The organism is Phaeodactylibacter xiamenensis, assembly GCF_965229835.1.
Taxonomy (GTDB): Bacteria; Bacteroidota; Bacteroidia; order Chitinophagales; family Saprospiraceae; genus Phaeodactylibacter; species Phaeodactylibacter xiamenensis.
Genome location: NZ_OZ245931.1, coordinates 5,852,320 through 5,874,671 on the forward strand (window position 1 = coordinate 5,852,320; position 22,352 = coordinate 5,874,671).

At 54.4% G+C, this 22,352-nt stretch carries 14 protein-coding genes; 8 read left to right on the plus strand and 6 right to left on the minus strand.

Translation table 11 applies throughout. The features are described from left to right. Window positions 1-11 precede the first annotated feature (11 nt). Window positions 12-2,102 carry an ArnT family glycosyltransferase gene (locus tag ACO08I_RS22215; protein ID WP_421947146.1) on the minus strand — a complete coding sequence of 697 codons (2,091 nt, stop codon included), beginning with the start codon at window positions 2,100-2,102 and terminating at the stop codon, window positions 12-14. 171 nt (window positions 2,103-2,273) lie between these two features. On the opposite strand from ACO08I_RS22215, the gene ACO08I_RS22220 reads away from it, so the two are divergent. Both ACO08I_RS22220 and ACO08I_RS22225 read left to right on the plus strand, forming a co-directional pair. Beyond that, complete coding sequence (locus tag ACO08I_RS22220) at window positions 2,274-5,783, plus strand: T9SS-dependent M36 family metallopeptidase (protein WP_421947147.1); 3,510 nt, start codon at window positions 2,274-2,276, stop codon at window positions 5,781-5,783. A 152-nt stretch (window positions 5,784-5,935) separates the two neighbouring features. After that, on the plus strand, window positions 5,936-9,097 hold the full coding sequence (locus ACO08I_RS22225) for an ATP-dependent helicase (protein ID WP_421947148.1): 3,162 nt from the start codon (window positions 5,936-5,938) through the stop codon (window positions 9,095-9,097). Between the two features lie 13 nt (window positions 9,098-9,110). On the opposite strand, the gene ACO08I_RS22230 is transcribed toward ACO08I_RS22225, so the two are convergent. After that, on the minus strand, window positions 9,111-9,641 hold the full coding sequence (locus tag ACO08I_RS22230; protein WP_044216161.1) for a hypothetical protein: 531 nt from the start codon (window positions 9,639-9,641) through the stop codon (window positions 9,111-9,113). A gap of 157 nt (window positions 9,642-9,798) precedes the next feature. On the opposite strand from ACO08I_RS22230, the gene ACO08I_RS22235 reads away from it, so the two are divergent. Continuing rightward, window positions 9,799-11,013 carry an NAD(P)/FAD-dependent oxidoreductase gene (locus tag ACO08I_RS22235; protein ID WP_421947149.1) on the plus strand — a complete coding sequence of 405 codons (1,215 nt, stop codon included), beginning with the start codon at window positions 9,799-9,801 and terminating at the stop codon, window positions 11,011-11,013. Between the two features lie 22 nt (window positions 11,014-11,035). Further along, window positions 11,036-11,284, plus strand: coding sequence for a GlsB/YeaQ/YmgE family stress response membrane protein (locus ACO08I_RS22240; protein WP_044216156.1), 249 nt, complete (start codon window positions 11,036-11,038; stop codon window positions 11,282-11,284). Between the two features lie 48 nt (window positions 11,285-11,332). Here ACO08I_RS22240 and ACO08I_RS22245 read toward each other — a convergent pair whose 3' ends face one another. Both ACO08I_RS22245 and ACO08I_RS22250 read right to left on the minus strand, forming a co-directional pair. Continuing rightward, a complete protein-coding gene (locus ACO08I_RS22245; protein ID WP_044216154.1) occupies window positions 11,333-11,923 on the minus strand; it encodes a gluconate 2-dehydrogenase subunit 3 family protein in 591 nt (196 codons plus the stop codon). 2 nt (window positions 11,924-11,925) lie between these two features. Then, window positions 11,926-13,632 (minus strand): GMC oxidoreductase, encoded by a 1,707-nt coding sequence (locus tag ACO08I_RS22250; RefSeq protein ID WP_421947150.1) that lies wholly within the window; start codon window positions 13,630-13,632, stop codon window positions 11,926-11,928. A gap of 283 nt (window positions 13,633-13,915) precedes the next feature. Here ACO08I_RS22250 and ACO08I_RS22255 point away from each other — a divergent pair, with 283 nt between their 5' ends. Together ACO08I_RS22255 and ACO08I_RS22260 are read left to right on the plus strand one after the other, a co-directional pair. Further along, on the plus strand, window positions 13,916-16,783 hold the full coding sequence (locus tag ACO08I_RS22255; RefSeq protein WP_421947151.1) for a gliding motility-associated C-terminal domain-containing protein: 2,868 nt from the start codon (window positions 13,916-13,918) through the stop codon (window positions 16,781-16,783). 11 nt (window positions 16,784-16,794) lie between these two features. Further along, a complete protein-coding gene (locus ACO08I_RS22260; protein WP_421947152.1) occupies window positions 16,795-17,865 on the plus strand; it encodes an aromatic ring-hydroxylating oxygenase subunit alpha in 1,071 nt (356 codons plus the stop codon). 133 nt (window positions 17,866-17,998) lie between these two features. Here the strand turns inward: ACO08I_RS22260 and ACO08I_RS22265 are convergent, their stop codons facing one another. Both ACO08I_RS22265 and ACO08I_RS22270 read right to left on the minus strand, forming a co-directional pair. Next, complete coding sequence (locus tag ACO08I_RS22265; protein WP_282778961.1) at window positions 17,999-18,496, minus strand: CesT family type III secretion system chaperone; 498 nt, start codon at window positions 18,494-18,496, stop codon at window positions 17,999-18,001. Window positions 18,497-18,596: 100 nt separating this feature from the next. Further along, window positions 18,597-19,532 (minus strand): hypothetical protein, encoded by a 936-nt coding sequence (locus tag ACO08I_RS22270; RefSeq protein WP_421947153.1) that lies wholly within the window; start codon window positions 19,530-19,532, stop codon window positions 18,597-18,599. Window positions 19,533-19,760: 228 nt separating this feature from the next. Between ACO08I_RS22270 and ACO08I_RS22275 the strand changes: the two genes are divergently transcribed. Beyond that, a complete protein-coding gene (locus ACO08I_RS22275) occupies window positions 19,761-20,153 on the plus strand; it encodes a BlaI/MecI/CopY family transcriptional regulator (RefSeq protein ID WP_282778957.1) in 393 nt (130 codons plus the stop codon). A 10-nt stretch (window positions 20,154-20,163) separates the two neighbouring features. After that, window positions 20,164-22,314, plus strand: a complete 2,151-nt coding sequence (locus ACO08I_RS22280) for a M56 family metallopeptidase (RefSeq protein ID WP_421947154.1) — start codon at window positions 20,164-20,166, stop codon at window positions 22,312-22,314. The last annotated feature ends 38 nt before the right edge of the window (window positions 22,315-22,352 follow it).

Consider the following 22,352-nt stretch of genomic DNA (forward strand, 5'->3'; position numbering starts at 1 on the left):
GAGGTTGACTTTTAGCGGGGTGAGCTTTTTTTCCAAATGACCTGAAAGTCGTCGATAAAGATAGTATCCTGTGGGCGTTTCCAGAAATAGAAGGCAAGGGTGTCAGAAGGGAAAGAAGGGGGGATGCGAAAGCTTCCTTCATGGCGCTGCCAGCCTTTCCCGGTTGCTGAAGAAGGGTGGATTTGATGAGTGAAGTGGAACTGACCGGCATCGGGGGCTGAAAAAATGAGCCTGGTCGTGCCTCTATCCTGCCTGGCCTGTAAGCGGTATTCGAACTCGTCAAAGGGTGCTACAGGAAACACCCGGTGCGTAAGCCCATACTCCTGCCCCGGTGCCATACGATAGGCAAATGTCCCGTTGTAACTATCCGGGTAAAGGCTTGTTTTTTCAGCACTTCTTAGCTGGACAAAGCCGGGCTCTTCCGGCCATCCGTCTGGCTCCATTTCGTAAACCATTGTGTCACGGGCTATCCATTCCGGCCTTTGCAAAAGGAAGATGGTATCCTTTCCGGGCGGTAGAATGCGCTGAAACGGATAAACCGCAACCGGGGTGTAATTGTGGTAAGGCCCAAAGCTGACTACGTAGGTATCCTCTCCGACAAACCACCAGCTTTGAGCATAGGGCAGTTTGGACCGCAGAGGCCCCGTCCGGTACCAGCCATTAAATTCAAATCCTCCATCAATCTTTTCAGGGGGGATGCCGCTTTCCAGCGCTTCATTCAGCGCGGCCCACCTGGCCCGGTTCCACGCAAAATAATCATGAGTACCAGCGATGGAGAAACAATACCAAAGCAGCAACAAAACGGCAGCTGCCGCCAGTCTCTTTTGTGGGCGAGCGTGCCCCACGGGGCGTATAATCAGCAGTCCGCTCAAGAGTACAGGCAGCAGATACCGGTCAAAGTGTACATAATTAACCAGCAGGAACAAAACATAAGGCAGCAGGAAGCCACAAAGCCCAAGGCGCAGGGTCTGTGCGGGATTTAATCCCAGCCATCCGTTATTTCGAGACGGGAGGAACTGCTGCATCAATTGGATTGTCCGAATACTTCCATGGCTGATGAGAAGGAGCAGGCCGGTCACTCCCAGTAACTTTGCCGGCAAACCCAGCCAGGAAGGAAGGGATGGCCAATGCTCGTCATGATGGACGCCCTGCAAAGGGATCGTCCCTAATCCACGGTGGTGGAGCGTGTTGCCAAGCAGCCCCTCGTCCCAGGATAGAGCAATGAGGGCTAAACCGGCAGCACTCAGCAGCCCCGTGAGGGCCCATGCGCTTTTTGGACGGGGGCGGCAGGGGCTGAGCAACAATACCGGGAGCAGCATAAAGCCTGCATACATCAGGTACAAGCCGCCATAATTCTGCATGCTGCCTGCCACATGCTCCGGGGTAAGCAGGTGCCGTATACTACCGGGCTGACTGAAAGCACCGGGAAGACCGGAAGGCGTACTCTGCTGCCAGAGGATATAGCCCTGCAGGAACAGGTACACAATGGCGATGCTCAGGAATGCCAGTCCAAGTCGCCGCCAGCCGGGCCTGCCCAGGAATCCTGCAATGCCCATCGCAAGGGGGAGAAGCAAAGCGGGTTGGCGCAACAGGATGGCAAGGCTGCTGAACAGCGTGGCGGCAGCCCACCATCGCCATTGGTCTTTTTCAAACGCCCTCAGATAGGCATAAAGGCTCATCGCCATCAGGCTCAGGAAAGGCACATCCGTCATAAAGGTGAGCGACAGTTCAAAAAAGACAGGGTTGAAAATCAGTGTGAGCAGCGCTACTAACTGCCACCAACCGGGCAACTCCAGCCGGGCCATGATTTTCTGAAAAGCCAGAATGCCCAATGTGGCGAGGACCAGCGTGGACAAGCGCAGGGTGTAAAAAGAGAAACCAAATACTTTGGCAAACAACCCGCCCCATATCACCTGCGTGAATAACGTCATAGCCGGCCAGTCGCTGACCCAGTATTCGCCGGTATCTACCCAGTGCTTTACCGCTTCAGCGTAAGACCAGTCGTCATCAAGTGGGAAGTCGCCAACGGGCCATGCCATAAGTACAGCCAACAGCCAGAGGATAGCGAGCGCCCGCAGGGGCTTTTGAGTGAGATTAGGCATAGCCGCAAAGATACGGTATATTGGTAGTTCGAGTAAAGAAAGGGAATTGTAAAATAAGCCTAAAGTGTCAGCCCGCTTTCAACAAATTTTCGTTTCTATTGTCCTGCTACTACAATACCTGATGTATCTTTTCGGCATTTCCAACCTTTTACATTTTAACCTTGTGATTGTATGAAAAACACATATTGGCCTATACTCATGTGGGCTTGCTTATTGGGCACCACACTGACTGCCCAGGTGGCAGAGCCTGACCAAATTGCTGCGCGCTACCTTATGGAGTCGCGGGCAGACCTGAAACTGACTCAAGCAGATATTGCAGACTACGAGATCACGAATACCGTGGTGACCCGCCACAACAAAGTGACCCACGTTTACCTGCAGCAGCAGCATGCCGGCATTCCGGTCCGTAATGCTATTCTGAATATGAATATTACGGAAAATGGCGAGGTGTTCAGTATGGGCAACCGCTTCATTTCCGATTTGTCCAGCCAGGTGAATACCACCCAGCCGCAGATCAGTATGGAGACTGCGGTAAGAAAACTGATGGCACATGCCAACGTGAATAGCAGCGCACCACTGAGCATCGACCGGCAACCCGGCGAGCATCATGCCATCTTCAATCCTGCCGGTCTGGCGTTGGAGCCTATTGAAGTGCATTTGGCGTATCAGCCTGTGCGGGGCGCCGTCCGCCTGGCCTGGAATGTCACTTTTTACGAACTAAGCGGACAGCATTGGTGGGATGCCCGCATCGATGCCATTACCGGTGAAGTCCTCGATGCCTTCGATCAGGTCCTGCACTGTCAGTTTGGGCCACATGTTGCCTCAGAAGAGCACCAGGCATTGCATCAGGAGCACCAGCATGCTGAAACGTTCAGTTTGCAACCGCCTCTGCCGCCTTCCTCACCTGAAGATGGCAGCCGCTACCGCGTCTTTCCGCTCACGGTAGAAAGCCCTAACCATGGCGACCGCATTCTGAAAACCAGTCCTGCTGATTCTATGGCATCACCTTTTGGCTGGCATGATGAGGACGGTATGCCCGGTCCGGAATACACCATTACCAGGGGGAATAACGTACACGCTTACCACGACATTTTTGACCTGAACGCCTCCGTTGGTGATGAGCCGGATGGAGGGGATTCCCTCAATTTTGATTTCCCGCTCGACTTGTCCACCAACCGGCCCTTCACTCAGATCGACCCACTGGTTACCAACCTGTTTTACTGGAACAACATCATGCACGATGTCTGGTACTACTATGGATTTGACGAGGCAGCCGGCAATTTCCAAACAACGAATTACACCGGATTTGGTGAAGGCGGGGACTATGTGCGTGCAGAAGCCCTGGACGGCAGCGGAACCAACAACGCCAACTTTGCAACGCCTACCGATGGCAACCGCCCACGCATGCAAATGTACCTTTGGGGCGGAGCACTGCCCAACCTCGATACCGATGCCCGGCTGACAGTGACAGACACCGCCGGCAACGCTACAGATTACACTTTTGTGCAGGCGGGTTTCGGAGGAGCCCTTCCGGAAGCCAGTGCACCGCTAAGCGGCGAGCTGGTCCTGGTGGAAGATGAGGCAGCGCCTGTCACTGATGCCTGCGAAGACCTGGTGAATGCGGCGGCACTGGAAGGCAAAATTGCCATTATTGACCGTGGCAACTGTGAGTTCGGATTCAAAGTGCTCAGCGCGGAGAATGCGGGCGCAATTGGTGCAATCATCTGCAATAACGTAGCCGGCGACCCTATCATCATGGGTGCGGGTGCTGTAGGCGATCAGGTCACAATACCCTCTGTAATGATTACTCAGGGCGACTGTGCAATTCTGAAAACACTGCTGCCTGGCGCTACGATCACCCTTTCTGCTCCTGAACTCCAGGTCCCCAACCCTGGCCCTTCCGGCCTGAGCAGCGACCTGGATAACGGCGTGATTGTGCACGAGTATACCCACGGTATTTCCATCCGCCTTACCGGTGGCGCGGGCAACAGCGGCTGTCTGGGCAATTTCGAACAGGCCGGCGAAGGCTGGAGCGACTGGTATGCTCTGGCGATGACAACGACTTCCGAAAACACGGCAGACCAGGTACGGGGCATTGGCACCTACGTCGTCAATGAACCCACTAACGGCGGCGGTATCAGAACCTATCCCTATACTCGTAATATGAACGTCAACCCTCATACCTACTCAGACATCAATGGGGAGTCTGTTCCGCACGGCGTAGGTTCGGTATGGTGTGCTATGATTTGGGATATGTACTGGAATCTGGTTGATGAATACGGCTTTGATGACAACCTTTACACCGGCACCGGTGGCAACAATATAGCGATGCAGCTGGTCACTGATGGTCTGAAACTGCAGCCCTGTGGCCCTACCTTCCTGGATGCCCGCGATGCTATTCTGGAGGCAGACATGCTCAACTACGACGGGGCTAATCAATGCCTAATCTGGGAGACCTTCGCCCGCCGTGGGCTGGGCGCGAGTGCAATAGCTGGTGGGGTGGAAGCCTTTGATATTCCGGATGCCTGCAACTTCACTTTCCGGGTGAACAAAACCGGAGTAACAGAAGCCGATGCCGGTGATGTCATTACTTACAATCTCGAAATTATCAATGGCCGTACCGTAGCTGTGGAGGACGGTATCGTTACCGACCTTTTGCCGGAAGGCACCACTTTTGTGGAAGGCAGCTCCAGCTGTCCGGCTACTGTGGAGGATGGCGTGCTAACCTTCGACCTCGGTGCAGTGGAAAGCGGTGCGACCATCAATTGTAGCTATCAGGTGGCACTGGATGACGACAAAGGAACCTACGCAGTCTTTGAAGATGGTGCGGAAGAAGGGCTGGACAACTGGACACTGGAAGCACCGGTGGGTACCAATAACTGGCAGGTGACCAACGTGGATGCCTATTCAGGCAACACCTCCTTCTTTGCCCGCAACCTGGCCACGGCATCAGAACAAAGAATGACCATTGAAGTGCCTATGCCCAACAACGGGCAACGTCGGGGTATTTCCTTCTGGCACCGTTTTGATACCGAAAATGGCTGGGACGGCGGTATCGTCGAGATTTCTCCAAATGGGATTTTCTGGCTCAACGCCAGCGGCTATATTTTGGAAAATAACTACAACGGCACACTCAACCCATCTGCAGGCCATGATTTGGCAGGGCAACTCGCCTTTACCGGCGATAGCGACGGTTGGATACAAACGACCATCGACCTGGAGTCTATCTCATGGAGCAACATCATGGTACGCTTCCGTTTTGCTTCTGACGATCAAACCGGAGGCAACGGCTGGTACGTAGATGATGTCCGGGTACTTGGCGAACTCTACAGCATTACCAACGTAGCCTGCGCCGGGGAAGGTGAGGAAGCCCTCTGCGATGAAACAACGACGATCGTCAACATCGAGAATCCGGTCGCCACGCGCGAACCTGCATTGCAAGTCGCTCTGACGCTGTCACCCAACCCGACCAAGGGCAAAGTGGTGCTCGCGCTGGACGAGCCTCTTACGACAAGAGTCGACCTGGAAGTGCTCTCCGCCGATGGCCGTCAGTTGCGTTCGGAGCAATTCGATAGCCTGGAGAATCATACCCTTGATTTCTCAGGGTACAGCGCCGGGGTTTACCTGGTCCGTTTGCGCACCAAAGACGGCGTAACTACCCGTAAGGTGATTGTGCAATAGACAATTGAAAGGATAACTTTCAGCATAGTGTGGCTGCCCTGCCTGAGTGTAGAGCAGCCACATGTGTTTTGGGCAGCTTGCAAGGCTGATCCATTTTGCAAGCAGAGAATGCACAAAAAGCCTTACCTTTCTCCAAACCACAGGAAAGATAAATGTCAGGTACCCAAAAGCAGCGGCAAGCATACAACGAAGCATTTCAGGAAGTCCTGGAACAGCTGAATCCCCAGCAGCGGCAGGCGGTGGATCAGATCGAAGGGCCGGTGATGGTCATTGCGGGGCCGGGGACAGGCAAAACCCATATTCTATCTTCCCGTATTGGCCGTATTCTTATGGAGACGGACGCACAGGCGCACAACATTCTTTGCCTGACCTTTACTGATGCAGGGGTGAATGCGATGCGCGAACGCCTGCTGCGGTTTATTGGCCCGGAAGCGCACCGGATCCCTATCTACACCTTTCACTCCTTTTGCAATAGCATCATACAGGACAACCTGGAACGCTTTGGGCGGCAGGAGCTGGAACCCCTGAGCGACCTGGAGCGGGTGGAGCTGCTCCGCAAAGTGCTGGATACCCTGCCGCCGGAACACCCCCTGCGCAGGGGCCGCAGTGATGCCTACGCTTACGAGACACAGTTGCAAAACCTCTTCCAGCAAATGAAAGCCGAGCGTTGGACGGTACCCCTGATGGAAGAGGCTATCGATGCTTACCTGGAAGACCTGCCCAACCGGGAGGAATACATCTATAAAGTCAGCCGGAATGGGCAATACCAAAAAGGGGACCTCAAAACCAGTCAGATCGAGGAAGAAGTGGAGCGTATGGAACGCTTGCGGGCTGCTGCCCGGCTATATCCGGACTACCAAAAAGCCATGCAGCGCGCCAATCGCTACGATTACGACGATATGATCCTCTGGGTGCTCGATGCCTTTGAGCGTTTCCCCAATCTGCTGCGGTCGTATCAGGAGCGTTTTCTCTACATTCTGGTAGATGAATACCAGGATACCAACGGGGCGCAAAATGAGATCATCCGCAAGCTCGTAGCCTACTGGGAGATGCCCAACCTGTTTATTGTGGGCGATGACGATCAGTCGATCTACGAATTTCAGGGCGCCCGCCTGAAAAACCTGACAGACCTCTACGAGACATACCGCAAGGGGATAAGGCTGGTCGTATTGGAGGATAACTATCGCTCCACGCAGCCTATACTCGATGCGGCCCGGCATGTGATCGGGCAAAATGATATCCGGATCGTCAACCGGCTTCAGGAGCTGGGTGTCGAAAAGGTGCTAAAGGCGAGCCATCCGGGCGTAAAGGATTTGCCTGCTGTGCCGGAGGTTAGTGTATTCCCCAACCCCCTGCAGGAAGAAGTATGGCTTGCTGGTGAATTACAGCGGCTACAGGGAGCAGGTGTGCCCCTCAATGAAGTGGCGGTCATCTATGCCAAGCACCGGCAGGTGGAAAGCCTGATGGAACTACTGGAAAAGCAGGGTGTTCCCTATCAAACGCGGCGGCGTGTGAATGTGCTCCACCTCCCGCTCATCCGTAACCTGAGACTGATGCTGGAGTACTTCGCGGCCGAGTTTCAACGCCCCACAAGCGGTGAACACCTGTTGTTCCAGATCATGCATTTTGTTTTTATCGGGCTGCACCCTGACGATCTTTCTGCTATAAGTCAGTGGCAGGCCCGGCAGAACGGGAGCAAACGCAAGGCCTGGCGCGATTTCCTTGCCCATTCTGAAGACTGGGCCGGGCTGGGGTTGAAAGATCAGCCCGCACTGCAGCGGTTTACCGATTTTCATCACCATATGATCCGGCAATACACCAACCTGAGTGCGCCGGCTTTTGTGGAACAGCTCCTTAACCGAAGCGGGCTGCTGGCTTATGCTATAGGTCAGCAGAATAAAGCCTGGCTCCTTCAGGTACTCCGGTCTTTCCTGGACTTCGTGCGCAGAGAAGCAGCCCGCAATCCGCGTTTGACAGTGGGAGGGCTGTTGGACCTGTTGCGCAGTATGGATGCCAACCGCCTGCCCGTGGAAGCCAGTGAATCTATCTACGCGCAGGATGGGGTACAATTGCTGACCGCCCACAGTGCCAAGGGGCTGGAATTCCGGCAGGTCTTTTTGCTGGATGTGACCCAAAAGCCCTGGGAGCCCAGCTCAAGGGGCGGTAATTTCCGGTTCAAACTGCCAGATACACTCACTTACTCCGGAGAAGAGGACCCGCTCGAAGCCCGCCGCCGGCTCTTTTACGTGGCCATCACCCGGGCGCAGGAACGCCTGCATTTGTCTTATGCCACCCAGGGTATGGATGGAAAAGCGACACCACGGGCCCGCTTCGTGGATGAGTTGCTGGAGCAGGGAGCCGTAGCTGTAACCGAACGCGAACTGCCTAAAGATATGCTGCTGGAAGCCGAGGTCCTGCGGTTGATGGAGCAGCGGGCACCCGCAGTACCTGCCCCTGACCGGGATACCATCGAAGCTTTACTGGAAGGTTTCCAGCTCAGTGTTTCTGCCCTCAACCGCTATCTCCGGTGTCCCTTGGGATTCTACTATGAGAATGTCCTCCGCGCTCCGGTCCTGATGCGCGAAGCGGCCCACTATGGCACCGCCATGCACTATGCGCTGGAACGCTATTTCGAACGCATGCGTACCCACCGGGAACAGGAATTCCCACCGGCAGAGGTCCTAATCGAGGGCTTTGAGCAGGAAATGGAACGCCGCCGTGGCTTTTTTGCCCGCCGGGAATTTGAGCGCAGGCTGGAAGCCGGACGGTACAACCTGCAGCAGTACTTTGAGGCACACCGCAGCAGTTGGTCCAAAAATATCCAGATGGAATACCGGCCCCGAAATGTGGAAGTTGATGGTGTGCCGGTCACGGGCAGCATTGATCAGCTTATTCAGCTCAACGCAGATCAGGCACGGGTGGTGGACTTCAAAACGGGCAGCCAGCAAAAGAGCAAGCTCCGCCGTCCGACTGAGAAAAACCCCAATGGCGGGAGCTACTGGCGGCAGTTGGTCTTTTATAAATTGCTCTACGAAAACTATCCCGGCAATACCCGCACGGTAATCTCCGGCACCATTTCCTATCTGGAACCCGACAAAACAGGCGCTATGCCGGAAGCAAGCATCAGTTATCAGCCCCGGGACACTGCAACCGTGCGCAAGTTAGTCCAGGAAGTCTATGCGGCCATTCAGAGCCATGACTTCTTTACCGGGTGTGGCGAAACCGACTGCCCGTGGTGTAATTTTGCACGGGAACACATAGTGCCCGATACCTTCGCGCAGCCCGAAATCGAAGCCCTTGATGACGAGAGCTGATCTTAAGACCGTCTTAGCTGTACTGGGCGAGTAGCTGTTTCACTTCCTGCTCCCTGGTATCGAAGTGGCGGCTAATGACCTCAGGCCTGGGATCAATGATGTACTGCGGTTCTTTGCCTTTCATACGGATGGCAACCTTGCGTTCCACATAGACCACCACACCGGATTCCTTGTCAACGGAGCGGATTTGACCGGCTTTTTCCATCGCTTTATATCCTTCAGAGTTAATGCGGTTGATGATCCGGCGGTTCTTTTCGTGCACTTCTACCTGATACACCACCAGCTCCGCTTTACTGCCAATTGGCGTACTTTCAATCACCCGTACCTGTCCGTAAATAGCCCGTGCGGAGCCATTGTTCGCCAGAGGATAGTCCGTGAGGGCATTCTCAGCGACCAGCTTTTCATTGACCTTTTCGAGGTTGCCATCGGAAATGCCAGAGTAGATGCGCTGAAGCTCCGACTGCAGCCTGCCACTATCGGTGCTGTTGCAATTGTGTAGTAGTAAGGCGGTCAGGAGAATAAAAAAATACTTAGTGTACTGCATTGGAACAATTAATTAACAAGAAGCAGCTGCATAGTCAGCCCGCTTAATAGACAAGTTAAAACGCAATCCGGTTGGCTTTAGTGTAGAGCGGTGGCAAAAGTAACATTATCTTTGCAATTGCCTACCTTCGCGCTGATCGCATTTACAACCGTATGCCATGAAAGTAGCCGTTATCGGAGGCGGTGCCGCTGGTTTTTTCGCAGCCATTGAGGCCAAGCGCAATCATCCGCAAGCCGCCGTTGTCCTTTTTGAAAAGTCGCGTAAGCTGCTGTCCAAGGTGAAAATCTCGGGGGGCGGGCGTTGCAATGTAACCAATGGCTGTACCTCCATAGCCGAGCTGTCGAGGGCTTATCCCCGGGGCAGCAAACAGCTGAAGAAAGCCTTCCGGATCTTCAATACTGTGCATACCATGGACTGGTTTGAGAGCCGGGGTGTGGCGCTTATGACACAGCCAGATAATTGTGTGTTCCCGGTTTCCCAGGACTCCCAGAGCATCATCGACTGCTTCCTGAAGGAGGCCCGGCAGCTCGGGGTGCAAATTGAGACGGGCGTTGGCGTGGCAAAGCTGCAGCCGGTGGGAGAGGGGCTGAAGCTGCATTTTCTTAAGGGGACACATCCGCCTGCCTTTTTCGATAAGGTCATTGTTGCAACCGGTGGTTCTCCAAAACGGCAGGGTCTGGAGTGGCTGGAAGCTCTGGGGCACCAAATTGAAGACCCGGTACCTTCCCTCTTCACCTTCAATATGCCCGAAGAACCGGTCACCGAGCTGATGGGCGTAGTGGTTGAAGAAGTGCAGGCCAGCATTCAGGGCACCAAGCTGAAATCGGATGGCCCCCTGCTGATCACCCACTGGGGGATGAGTGGGCCGGCTATTCTCAAACTCTCGGCCTTTGGAGCACGTGCGCTGAGCGAGTTAGGCTATGTGTTTAAGGTGCAGCTCAACTGGGCGAACGAGCAGAATGCCGAACAGGTGTCGGACGACTTACGCGGTATCATGGCCGCGAATCCCAAAAAAGACCTGAACAATGAGCGCCCCTACGCTTTGCCCAAACGCCTGTGGAGTTACCTGCTAGCCAAAGCAGAGCTGCCGGAAGACAAAAAATGGGGCGAAATCGGCAAAAAAGGCTTGCATAAGCTTACCCATCTCCTCACCAATGATGTGTACCAGGTGAGGGGCAAAACTACCTTTAAGGAAGAGTTTGTCACCTGCGGTGGCGTGAGCCTTCAAAGCATCGATTTTGAGACCATGCAAAGCAAAGCCTGCAAAAATCTTTATTTTGCGGGTGAAGTCCTGGATATTGACGGAATCACGGGAGGTTATAACTTTCAGGCTGCCTGGACGACAGCCTATATCGCAGGGCAACTCAATTGATTAACCAAAACGACGAAAAACCATGGGATTACTGTACACGCTTATCGTAGGTGCCATTGCCGGCTGGCTGGCCGGGAAAATTATGAAAGGAGCCGGATTTGGCCTGCTCGTCAATATTGTGCTGGGTATAATCGGCGCTTATGTAGGCAACTGGCTGTTTGGTGTGCTGGATATCAGTATTGGCACAGGCTCCGGTACCATCAACACCATTATCACTGCCACTGCAGGCTCGGTGGTTGTGCTGTTTGTTGCAGGGCTGCTGAAAAAGTGACCTTAGCCGGAGCGGCAGGTTTGAAGTGCCGCTCCGGCTATACACTCACTAATACGTCCACGCCGGCTGCCCCTCTTCGTAAGGTATGCACGGCTTATATTGCCCGGGTATAGGCAGGAAAGCGGTCACTTCCGTACCTACCTTTTCCGAAGTGAAATATCCAAGCAGCACGAGTTGCTTGAGCTTAAGGAAGCCGGACCATGCCGTCTCGCCCATATCATCCGGCACCGTCTCTATACTGCGGGCTTCTGCATCTATGGTATTGAGCAAGGCGAGCCGCTCTTCGGAGTCAAGGCCCGTGAAGGTTTTGTTATGTTTCGACTGGGCTTGGGCTTCAATCTGCTCTATACTATCGCGCAGGGACATTTGCTCTTCTTCCGGCAGACAGGTAGCGGCAAGCTGGTCGATGAATTCCGGTACGCCCACATCTTTCGCGCCCGGTGTTTCTGTGGCGGGCAGTATGGTCTCTGCAATTTCCGAAAGGGCGGCGGCCTGTTGGGCATCAAAAAACTTCGGTGCCCAGGCAGTTGCGGTGGAGGCTTCTGCCTGACAGCCATTAAGCACAGCGGTTATGGTGGAAGCAGACAGGGCCGCACCGGTCAGCAAAACGGTTCTTTTTATAGCTTCTCTTCTGTCCATGATCAGAGGTTCATTTTTTTGAGTTCCTGCACCGCATGATCGGCAGCCCGTGCCGTAAGTGCCATGTAGGTCAGGGATGGGTTCTGGCAACCGGCTGAGGTCATACAGGCCCCATCGGTTACAAATACATTGGGGCAGTCCCACACCTGATTGGTGCTATTGAGCACGGAGGTTTTCGCGCTGCGGCCCATTCTTGCAGTGCCCATTTCGTGTATGCCCAGGCCCGGATAAGAACCGGCATCGAAGGTTTCGACATTCCGGAAACCCGCAGCCTCCAGCATTTCAGCTGCCGAGTCCATCATATCCTGCCGCATGATGCGCTCGTTTTCCTTAAACTCACAGTCGATAGTAAGAGTAGGCAGCCCATGCTTGTCGGTCACTTCCTTGTTTAGCCTCACATGGTTTTCATAATACGGCAGGCACTCTCCAAATGCGCCCATGCCTACCTGCCAGGGGCCTGGTGTAATGAGCTGCGCTTTGTACTCCGCGCCCAGCCCCTTTTCCATTTCCTTAATGCCCCGTACCCAGTTTTGGCGGCTGCCACCTCCCTGATAACCGAAGCCCCGGATATAATCCTTGCGCTCGGTACGCTTGTCGAGGTTGCGGAAACGGGGGATGTAAAAGCCGGTTGGCCGCCGCCCTTCATCGTACCGGTCGCCATAGTCATCGTGTATGCCCCGTGCACCGGCTCTGAAGTGGTGGTCCATCAGATTATGCCCGAGCTGTCCGGAGCTGTTGCCCAGTCCGTTAGGGTTATACTCGTCGGCGGAGTTCATCAGGATGAACGTGGAGCCCAGGGCAGAAGCACAAAGGAAGACGATCTTCGCATAGAACTCCATCGCCTCTCCGGTCTCTGCATCGAGCACCCGCACGCCTTTGGCTTTCTGCGTTTCCGGATCGTAAATAATGGAGTGCACCACTGAATTTGGGCGCAGCGTCATATTGCCGGTGGCTTCTGCAGCCGGCAGGGTAGCGGCATTGCTGCTGAAGTAGGCACCGTACGGACAGCCCCGGATACAGCGGTTGCGGAACTGACAGGCACCCCGCCCATGGATGGCCTGCGTGAGGTTGGCCGTACGGCCGATGGTCAAAGTTCTGCCGAAGTTGGTCTTCATGCTGTCTTTGAGGTGTTCCTCAATACAGTTGAGGGGGATGCCGGGCTGAAATTGCCCGTCCGGTAGATGGGGTAGCCCTTCGGCAGTGCCCTGAATACCTGCAAAGCGCTCCACGTGGTCATACCAGGGCGCCAGGTCTTTGTAGCGGATGGGCCAGTCTACGCCGTAGCCATCTTTGGCGTTGGCCTCGAAATCCAGATCGCTCAGCCGGTAAGAATGCCGGCCCCACATGATGGAGCGGCCACCTACGTGGTACCCCCGTATCCAGTCAAAACGCTTCTCTTCAGTGTAAGGGTGCTCCGTGTCCTTCACCCACCAGTGCTTGGTGGAAGGTGCCATGGTATAACCCGTACGCTGCTGTTTGGGGTAATCTTTGAGTTCCTCCTGTGTGAGCTTGTTGCGGTTGGGCAACTCCCAGATTTCCTTCATGGCAGTGGGGTAGTCGCCGTGACGTACCATACGCCCACGTTCCAGAACGATGGTTTTCAGGCCTTTCTCGCAAAGTTCCTTGGCGGCCCAGCCACCACTGATGCCCGAGCCTACGACGATGGCATCATAGGTGTTGTCGGTTTTGCCCTTGCTGTTGAAGTACATGCGCTGCTTTTAGTTTGTTAGTGAGGTCTTTCTGAGGCAGTTGGCGAAAATACCAAAAATAATTGCTCAAAACAGATGAAGAACGCAATAATTGGGCCATCGGTTTAAAGGCAGGCCAGTACGATTCCCCGAGGGCGTGATACTGACCAATAAAAAAGCGTTAAATCAGTGGCCAGGGCTCTGAACTTTGAGTTTGCTGCGTTATACTGTTGTCCGATATTTTGATTGGGTTGCCTGCGCAATGCTGAATACCATACCTTCAACTACCCTGATGTTTTAAATTATGAACTCTAACTCGACCCCAAACCAATTCCGCGCTTTCCTGATAGGGCTGTGCGTATTCCTGCAACCTGTCATAGCCCGCACGCAGGACTTTACCATCATCGCCGAAAACCAGAATCTGTATTCGGTAGACATCGGTGCCTGTGAGGTGAACTTCCTGGCTGCCATTTCTCCACCTTCTGTTAGTTTTGCGGATATTACCTATACGCCAGACGGGCAGCTCTGGGGCATCTCTACGGATGGGCGCTTATACCGGGTCAATCCGAATACCGGCACCACTATCCTGATGACCATCATCCCACAGGGGGGCTTCTCTTTCTACACCAGTCTGGTAGCTGACCAAAATGGACTGATCTATACGGTGGGTTCAAATGGGAATGTCTATACCTACAATCCGGCAACTGATACCGCCACTTTTCTTGGGCAATCTGAATATGGATCGGCAGGGGACCTCACTTTCGTGAACGGGCAGTTGGTGATGGCCGGGACCTCCAATCAGATGATTGAGATTGACCTTGACAATCCTGAAAACAGCTCACCCATTCTCAATTTCAACGTAGGCGGCTCCATTTTCGGGGTGGTCACTTTCGTGGAAGACTGTGAAAACACGGTGACCTATGCCAGCAATGACAGTGGACAGGGCACTATTTTTGCTATCGATTTTGATAACGGGCAACTGACGCCGGTCTGTAACGCAGGCGTGGTCATTTACGGGGCAGCCAGCGAACTGGAGTTTCTGGCGGCTGCACCTCTTGAACTGGAGGAAGTACAAACCGTATCTGCCGATTGCGCGGATCCTGTAGGCAGTATTTCCGTCGAGGTCTCCGGAGGCAACGGCGGGCTGATGTACAGTCTCGACGGCCAGGCTTTTCAATCCTCCAATGTGTTTAGTGGTTTGCTGCCTGGCATTTATACGATTTTGGTGGAAGACAGCTTTGGCTGCACGCTGGAAGTGGAAGCAGAAGTGGAAACAGAAGGGGAGGCACCGGTTATTCAGGAAATCCTCCCGGAAGGAACAGCCTGTGGAGCCGACAACGGCAGCCTGACTATTGTGGCAGAAGGCGGGCTAATGCCCTACACGTTCAGCATCAATGGGGAGGATTTTCAAGATGAGCCCACGTTCGAAAACCTGCCCGCTGGTATTTACCTTGCCACAATCCTTGATGCACAGGGCTGTGCGGATGCGGTGGAAGTGGAAATAGATAGCAGTACTGCGCCCCTGGTTTCCGGGCTTGATGTGGATCCCTGTGAGGCATCTGGCGTCAACCTGACGGTTATGGCACTCAACGGCACTCCGCCCTATACCTACAGCATTGACGGAGTGGCTTTCCAGTCTGATGCATTTTTTCCAAATATTCCCAGTGGCCTGCTCACCGTTACGGTGGTGGATGCCGCCGGTTGTGAAGCCGCTGAAGCGGTTGATGTACCGGAAGCCACCCCTCTGCCTGCGTTGTTTGCCAGCACCACTCCGGTCAGCTGTACCAATGACGGAGGTACGGTCAGCATCGGGCCGGGCCCTTTCAGTGGGCTTACCTTCAGCCTTGATGGCGGCCCGTTTGGCGAAAACCCGGTCTTTGGTGCCCTGCCTGCCGGAGCCTACACGGTAACGGTAAGAAACGAGGTGGGCTGTACCGAAAACTTTGAAGTGGAGGTAGAGGACCTGGAAGACGGCCCGCAGTTGCAGGAGGTGCTGGTTCAGAATACCACCTGCGGAGAAGATAACGGGTCTTTGGAATGGGCATTGACAAGTGGTACTCCTCCCTTTACCTATCAACTGGACGCCGGCACCCCACAGGATAATGGTTTTTTTGAAGGCCTGCCTGCCGGTACTTACGTTCTGAATGTGGAGGATGCCCAGGGCTGTACCCTGGAGGCAGCAGCGGCGATAGGTGAAAGCGCCCCCCTAAGCATCAGTATTTCCACGGCTTCCTGCGGAGAGGGGAGCAGTACGCTCACGGTGTCTGCCAGCGGAGGGAGCGGGACAGGACTGGAATTTCGGGTCGATCAGGAGCCCTGGCAGTCTGCCCCTGTTTTTGAAGGGCTAAGCCCAGGAATATTCACCGTAGAAGCCCGGGATGGCGAAGGCTGTACAGCGGAACAGGAGATCACGATAGCCGAAGTACCGGCTTTGTCAATCGCCCTGGATTTCGTGCGTGGCTGTGGGCCGGGCGAGAGTGCCCTGCAGGTTAGGGCCAGCGGCGGGAACGGCGGACTGCAATTTCAGCTCAACAGCGGATTGCCCCAGAGCAGCGGTCTTTTTACCAGTTTGTCCGCTGGCCGCTATCAACTGACGGTGGCGGACTCGGCGGGTTGTATTTCAGAAATACTACCGGTGGAGGTGCCCGGCGCAGAGCCTTTGCGGCTGAGTGTTCAGGATATCCAACCAGCCCTGTGTGCAGCTCCTAATGCCCGGCTTACCCTCGCCGGAAGCGGGGGCACGCCGCCCTATTTCTATACGGTGGATGAGCAGGAGCAGAACGAGCCTGTATTTGACAACCTGGGCGCAGGCACACTACCGCTGCTGCTGACTGATGCCGAAGGCTGTACCCGCATGGATAGCGTGGCGGTGGCTACTGATTGCCCCATCTACGCCCCCTCGGCATTTTCTCCCAACGGCGATGGCCGCAATGACCGCTTTGAACTCTTCTCCGGACTGCCTTTCTTTGTAGCGCAGTACCAGATTTTTGACCGTTGGGGCGGGCTGCTCTACGAAGTCTCCGGTTTTGGATCGGAGGACAGGGCCGCATACTGGGATGGTACCGCTGCGGGAGAACCGCTGAATACCGGGCTGTATACTTACTACATTGAGGTACTCGACAGCGAAGGGGAAGCGGTAACGCTAAAGGGCGGCATTATGCTGGTCCGATAAATCTAAATAACATGATCGACTCTGATATCCGGAAAGCCCATACGCTGGAGGGCAGGTTTTACCGGGACCCGGCATTATTTGAGGCGGCGGCAGACCGCATTTGGGCGAAAGCCTGGCACTATGTGGAGGACGCAGCGGACCTGTCTGTGGCGGGCTACGCGCACCCCTTTACCCTGCTGCCCGGGGTATTGGATGAACCACTGCTCATCGCAAATGATGCCGAAGGGCAGCGGCGCTGCCTGTCCAATGTGTGTACCCACCGTGGGAAAATCATTGTGGAAGCGCCCGGGCCGGTGCGTCAGCTGAGCTGTGGCTACCACGGGCGCTGCTTCCGTCTCGACGGGACTTTTAAAAGTATGCCTGCGTTTGAAGAGGCCGCTGATTTCCCATCGGAGGCAGACCACCTGCCGGCGTTGCCGCTGGAAGAGTGGCTGGGGCTGCTGTTTACGAGCCTGGAGCCTTACGCAGACTTCCGGGAGGCGGTGGCTCCAATTCAGGAGCGGGTAGGGTTTTTGCCGCTGGATGAGCTGCAGTTCATGGAAGAGGGGAGTCAGGACCACCTGGTGAAGGCACATTGGGCGCTTTACTGCGATAATTACCTGGAGGGTTTTCATGTGCCTTTTGTGCACCCGGCTTTGAATACCGCACTGGACTTCGGAGCCTATGATTACGAAACTTTTGACTGGTGTAACCTGCAGATCGGCATTGCTAAGCCGGAAGAGCCTGCTTTCGATTTGCCGGAAGGCCACCCCGACTACGGCCGGCGGGTCTATGCCTACTACTTTTTCCTCTTCCCCAACCTGATGTTTAATTTCTATCCCTGGGGCTTGTCGCTCAATGTGGTGGAGCCTTTGTCCATTGGCGAGACCCGGGTGCGGTTCCGCTCTTATGCCTTCCCCGGCACTGCCTTCAGCCGTGCCGCCAACAATATCGACCAAACCGAACTGGAAGACGAAGCGGTCGTGGAAAGTGTTCAGAAGGGGATTCAGTCCCGCCTGTACAAGCGCGGGCGGTTTTCACCGAAAATGGAACGCTGCGTGCACCATTTCCATCAATTGGTAGATCAGGCGATGCGCGGTTAAGGGCTTCCCGAAAAATAAGTTTTCCAATTGGGTTTTGCTTTGAGGAGGCACAAAACCAACCATCGGGCCGGTTTTGGGGCTTATCAAGGCAAAAGCTACCAGAGCAATTGGAGAACTTATTTTTGCCCCACAACTAAGTGCGTTTATTGGGTTTGGATTTCTCCTGGATGGGTTTTTCTTCTTTCGGGTGCCCGAATTTGAGGTCCGTACTCGAGTAAGTCGTGCCAAAGGTTTTAGACAAAGTGATCACCTGATCGATCGCATCAAGCAACTGTTCCCGGCTAAGCTCCTTTAGCGGGTGGGTAAAGACACTTACCACAAAACCATCGTGAATGCTGTATTTGGCATCAAGGGCAGAGTGGAAGTTGGCGCGCAGCATTTTCTCGAGTTGTTTTGGTGAGGCATCGGCAGCCTCGAGTATAGGCGTGAAGATGCGCATGCGGTTGTTGTCCTGATCTGAGAGGACGAGCAGAACATGGTCCTGCGTGTACAGCAGCCATGCACCGGGGTCGCCTTCGTAGCTGATATCTGCTTTGCGGAATGCTTTTTCCATCTTTCGCAAATTCATCTTGCCCTGAGCTGGCAGGGAAAGGGCACTCGTGAAAAAGCAAAGAATCAGCAGCAGTCGCATACGCGAAGTATTTTTGGTGCAAACTTTAATGTACAACATAAGCCAGGGCTCACAAAATAGCTACAGCAGGCATTTCGCTACTCCAAGACGAAACAGGGAGCTACTGCATCACCTTCATCCAGTCGAGCACATCTTCATCGCTTTTCCACTGAATGTCGGAGGGCAACTCCGCCTGCTCCCGGTTTTTAAGGTCGATGACGATGGCGCGTTCGTTGCTGCTGTCTTCACGCAGAAGTAAAAACCGGTTCTCCTGCGCGGTCAGCCCTTCTCGGGGCTGCAACGCTATGGGGCGCTCAAAGACCGGATTGATGCGGAATAAACGGTCGCCCCGGTCATAGGAAGGCATGAGTACCTGGGCGCCCCGGTCAGAAGGCAGGAGAAAGGCCTGATGGTAAGCTTCTATTTCATCCTGATACTCAGAAGCCGGGAAAACCGGCTCGGGAGACTCCCCATCATCCAGGCGGAAAACAAAGGACCCATAATCCTGCACATACCCAATGAGGTAAGACTCCCACATCTCCAGGTGCTGAATGTTGCCGGATTGGGCATCCACCCCATAGCGCTCGCTCTTAAACTGAGGCTGAAAAGGGCCACTAAGCTGCCGCCCTTCCAGGTCAAACAGGAAAAAATGGGTGGTGCCCCTTATGGCGAGTTGCTGCACAGCGCTGTTGTAATTGATGTCTGCGATCTGATAATGAAAATCAGCAGAGCGGTCTACGGGCAGGGTTTGTTCCAAAAGGCGCTCACAATTGCTGCTATTGAAAACGATCAGCTTGCGGTGGCTGTCGCCTAATTTTTCATCATAGGTGGTACTGTCTGCCACAATGGCGAGGTAGAGCTCCTGAGCAGGGCTGTTGTAGGTGTTGCCGGACAGCACTTTTCCCGGAACCGGGCAATCCGGGCGTGGTGCCTGACGGACAATAGCCGGGGCAATCGTATCGGTTGGCTCCGTGGCGGCTGCTTCCGTGTCAGTGGAGTAGGGATCGGCACAGCCCCAAAGTAGTAAGACGGGCAGCAAGTATCTGAATATTCGCATGAATTTGTATTTGGATGGACGCAACCTCACCTTCCGGCAAGCGCTCTTTATAAAACGAAAGGTAGGGTAATAAGTTGGCAAGCTATTGAATTCAAACGGGTTTAGTAAGAATCCAAAAAGCAGCCTGGTGCATTTACGAAGTTTTTCGTATTAAAACTTGCAATTACGAATCTCTTCGTATAACTTTGCCTACGAATTATTTCGTAAAAAGCTGCTCAATTGTCGATTATGAGTAAATCCAAGAAAATACGGCCCACCGAATCCGAGCTGGAAATCCTGCAGGTGCTGTGGGAGCACGGCCCCTCCACCGTGCGCTTTGTCAATGACCAATTGAATGAGGACCGGGAAGTAGGGTATACCACCACCCTTAAGCTCATGCAGATTATGGCAGAAAAGGGGCTGGCTGACCGTGATACTTCGCAGCGCACGCACATCTACAGCCCGGCGGTAACGGAAGCGGAAACGCAACAAAACCTGCTCACCCAATTTGTAGACCGCACCTTCAAAGGCTCGGCTATGAAACTGGTTATGCAGGCTTTGGGCAACCACAATGCCTCCGAAGCGGAGCTGGACGAAATCAAAGCCCTGATAGAGGAAATCGAAACTAAGCAGAAAAAGTAATCACCCGACTATGTCTACCACACTTGACTTTCTTGCGGATCCTCTGGTTTACGCCCTCGGCTGGACCGTCGTCCACTCTCTTTGGCAGGGCATGCTCATCGCTTTGGGCTTAGCCGGTGGGATGATTTTGGCGCAGCGCCGGACCGCGCGTTTCCGGTACGGGCTGGCTGTTGGAGCACTGTTGCTGCTGGCCGCCGCATCTGCTGCTACCTTTTACCTGTATTTTGAGGTGCCGGATGGCGCTGGGAATGGTCTGGCCGCGGCTCCGGCTCCAATGGCTGAAGGCGTTGCCCCGTCAATGACTACCGAAGCAGCCCCATTGCAAGGCCTTGCTTTCTGGCGGGCACAGGCACGGGCGTATTTCGAGCAGCATTTACCGCTGATCGTGGCTGCCTGGTTATTAGGCGTAGCGTTCTTTTTGCTGCGCATGCTGGCCGGGCTGGGTTATGTGCAGCACCTTCGGCACCGCTCTGTCCGGCCGATGGGGGAGCCCTGGCAGGGCAAGCTGCATGCGCTTTCGCGCCGTCTCCGGTTGCGCCGCAGGGTGCAGTTGCTTGAATCTGCACTGGTGCAATCTCCGGTAGTGATCGGCTGGCTGAAACCCGTAATTCTGATTCCGGTAGGCACGATCAATGCCCTGACGCCGGCGCAGGTGGAGGCGGTACTGGCCCACGAGCTGGCGCATATTTACCGGCAAGACTATTTACTCAATATCATGCAATCGATAATTGAGGCACTGTATTATTTCAACCCGGCTGTTTGGTGGATTTCCGCCTACGTACGCATGGAAAGGGAAAACTGCTGTGACGACATCGCAGTAGGCCTTAGTGATGACGCCCTGGGCTACGCAAGAGCCCTCGTCAAAATTGAAGAAGCCACCCAGCGGCATCCGAGAATGGCGATGGCCATGGCTTCGAAAGGGCGCCCTTTTCTGCTGCAGCGCGTACGGCGCATCCTCAATCAACCACCACAAAAAATGTACACCATGGAAAAAATGACCGCTACCGGCTTATTGCTGGCTGCCCTGTTGTTCTTCTCTTTCTCTTACGCACACAACAGCGCTGAAACTGCTGAGCGTGCAGTAATGGAAGCTTTAGATGAATTGCCACCGCTACCGTTGACAACACTGGCCTCCCGTTGGGCCGCACCCGATACCCTCCCTCGTCAGATCATTCAGCTACAAACCGAGGACAACGGGCGCACGGTCGATGCGGAATTGCAAGATGGCAAAATCACAAAACTAAGTATCGACGGAAAGGAAATCCCGGAAGCTGAATTCCCAAAATACGAAGGTTTGGTGGAGGAAATGCTTGCAGACATGCCGCCTCCTCCGGCACCCCCTGCACCACCGGGAGTACCCAATGCGCCAGCGCCCCCTGCACCGCCAACACCCCCCACACCTCCAAGCCCCCCTGCCGCACCGGAAGCACCCCGCCTGTTGCGCCTGGAGCGCAGCACAGATAAAAAAGTCCGCACGGAAAAGCGCGATGATGGCAGTGTAATTATTGAAATCCAGGATGAGCGTAATGGCGCGCCAATGGAAGTGATCGTTGAACAAAAAGACGGCAGGCAGGTCATCCGCATTGATGAGAAAGTTATCGAAGTAGGGGACAGCCTGGTTATCGAGGACGGAGACCGGAATGTATTCTTCCTAAACGGCAAAGACAAGGATATTGACTTTGACTTCAATTGGACGGGCGACAAGGAGATGCTGAAAGGCCTCCGGTCAACAGAAGAAATGGAGATCATCCTGGAGGAAGCCCATGAATCTACTCAGAGAGCATTTGAGGAACTGCGTAAAAAAGGGCTTACAACCTATGACTTCGATGATGTCGAAATAGAGATGGACGGCTTTGGGCTTGGGGGGACTCACCCTGAGGTCAAGGTATTTACCACACCGGAGCTTCGTGGAGCAGACTATCGTTTTCCCCGGCCCGGAGGAGGCAGCATGAAGCAAACCATTGAGCAGCAAATGCTCCGTGACGGATTTATAGAAAGTACAGAGGAATACAAATTCCAGCTCAGCGGCAAGGGCAAACTGCGCATCAATGGCAAGCGCATGCCGGATGGCGTCTTTGAACGGTATAAGAATCTGTACGAGCGGTCTACCGGTTCCCGCCTGGGGCAAGGGGATGAGGTAGAGATCAATAAGAAGCCCTAAAGAAGAAATTGGCGCATAGTTAGATCGTTTGGAACAGC

Bases quoted from the DNA above. Each gene is read 5' to 3' on its own strand.
- ACO08I_RS22215 (WP_421947146.1), bottom strand. From the start codon at position 2,102: ATGCCTAATCTCACTCAAAAGCCCCTGCGGGCGCTCGCTATCCTCTGG.
- ACO08I_RS22220 (WP_421947147.1), top strand. From the start codon at position 2,274: ATGAAAAACACATATTGGCCTATACTCATGTGGGCTTGCTTATTGGGC.
- ACO08I_RS22225 (WP_421947148.1), top strand. From the start codon at position 5,936: ATGTCAGGTACCCAAAAGCAGCGGCAAGCATACAACGAAGCATTTCAG.
- ACO08I_RS22230 (WP_044216161.1), bottom strand. From the start codon at position 9,641: ATGCAGTACACTAAGTATTTTTTTATTCTCCTGACCGCCTTACTACTA.
- ACO08I_RS22235 (WP_421947149.1), top strand. From the start codon at position 9,799: ATGAAAGTAGCCGTTATCGGAGGCGGTGCCGCTGGTTTTTTCGCAGCC.
- ACO08I_RS22240 (WP_044216156.1), top strand. From the start codon at position 11,036: ATGGGATTACTGTACACGCTTATCGTAGGTGCCATTGCCGGCTGGCTG.
- ACO08I_RS22245 (WP_044216154.1), bottom strand. From the start codon at position 11,923: ATGGACAGAAGAGAAGCTATAAAAAGAACCGTTTTGCTGACCGGTGCG.
- ACO08I_RS22250 (WP_421947150.1), bottom strand. From the start codon at position 13,632: ATGTACTTCAACAGCAAGGGCAAAACCGACAACACCTATGATGCCATC.
- ACO08I_RS22255 (WP_421947151.1), top strand. From the start codon at position 13,916: ATGAACTCTAACTCGACCCCAAACCAATTCCGCGCTTTCCTGATAGGG.
- ACO08I_RS22260 (WP_421947152.1), top strand. From the start codon at position 16,795: ATGATCGACTCTGATATCCGGAAAGCCCATACGCTGGAGGGCAGGTTT.
- ACO08I_RS22265 (WP_282778961.1), bottom strand. From the start codon at position 18,496: ATGCGACTGCTGCTGATTCTTTGCTTTTTCACGAGTGCCCTTTCCCTG.
- ACO08I_RS22270 (WP_421947153.1), bottom strand. From the start codon at position 19,532: ATGCGAATATTCAGATACTTGCTGCCCGTCTTACTACTTTGGGGCTGT.
- ACO08I_RS22275 (WP_282778957.1), top strand. From the start codon at position 19,761: ATGAGTAAATCCAAGAAAATACGGCCCACCGAATCCGAGCTGGAAATC.
- ACO08I_RS22280 (WP_421947154.1), top strand. From the start codon at position 20,164: ATGTCTACCACACTTGACTTTCTTGCGGATCCTCTGGTTTACGCCCTC.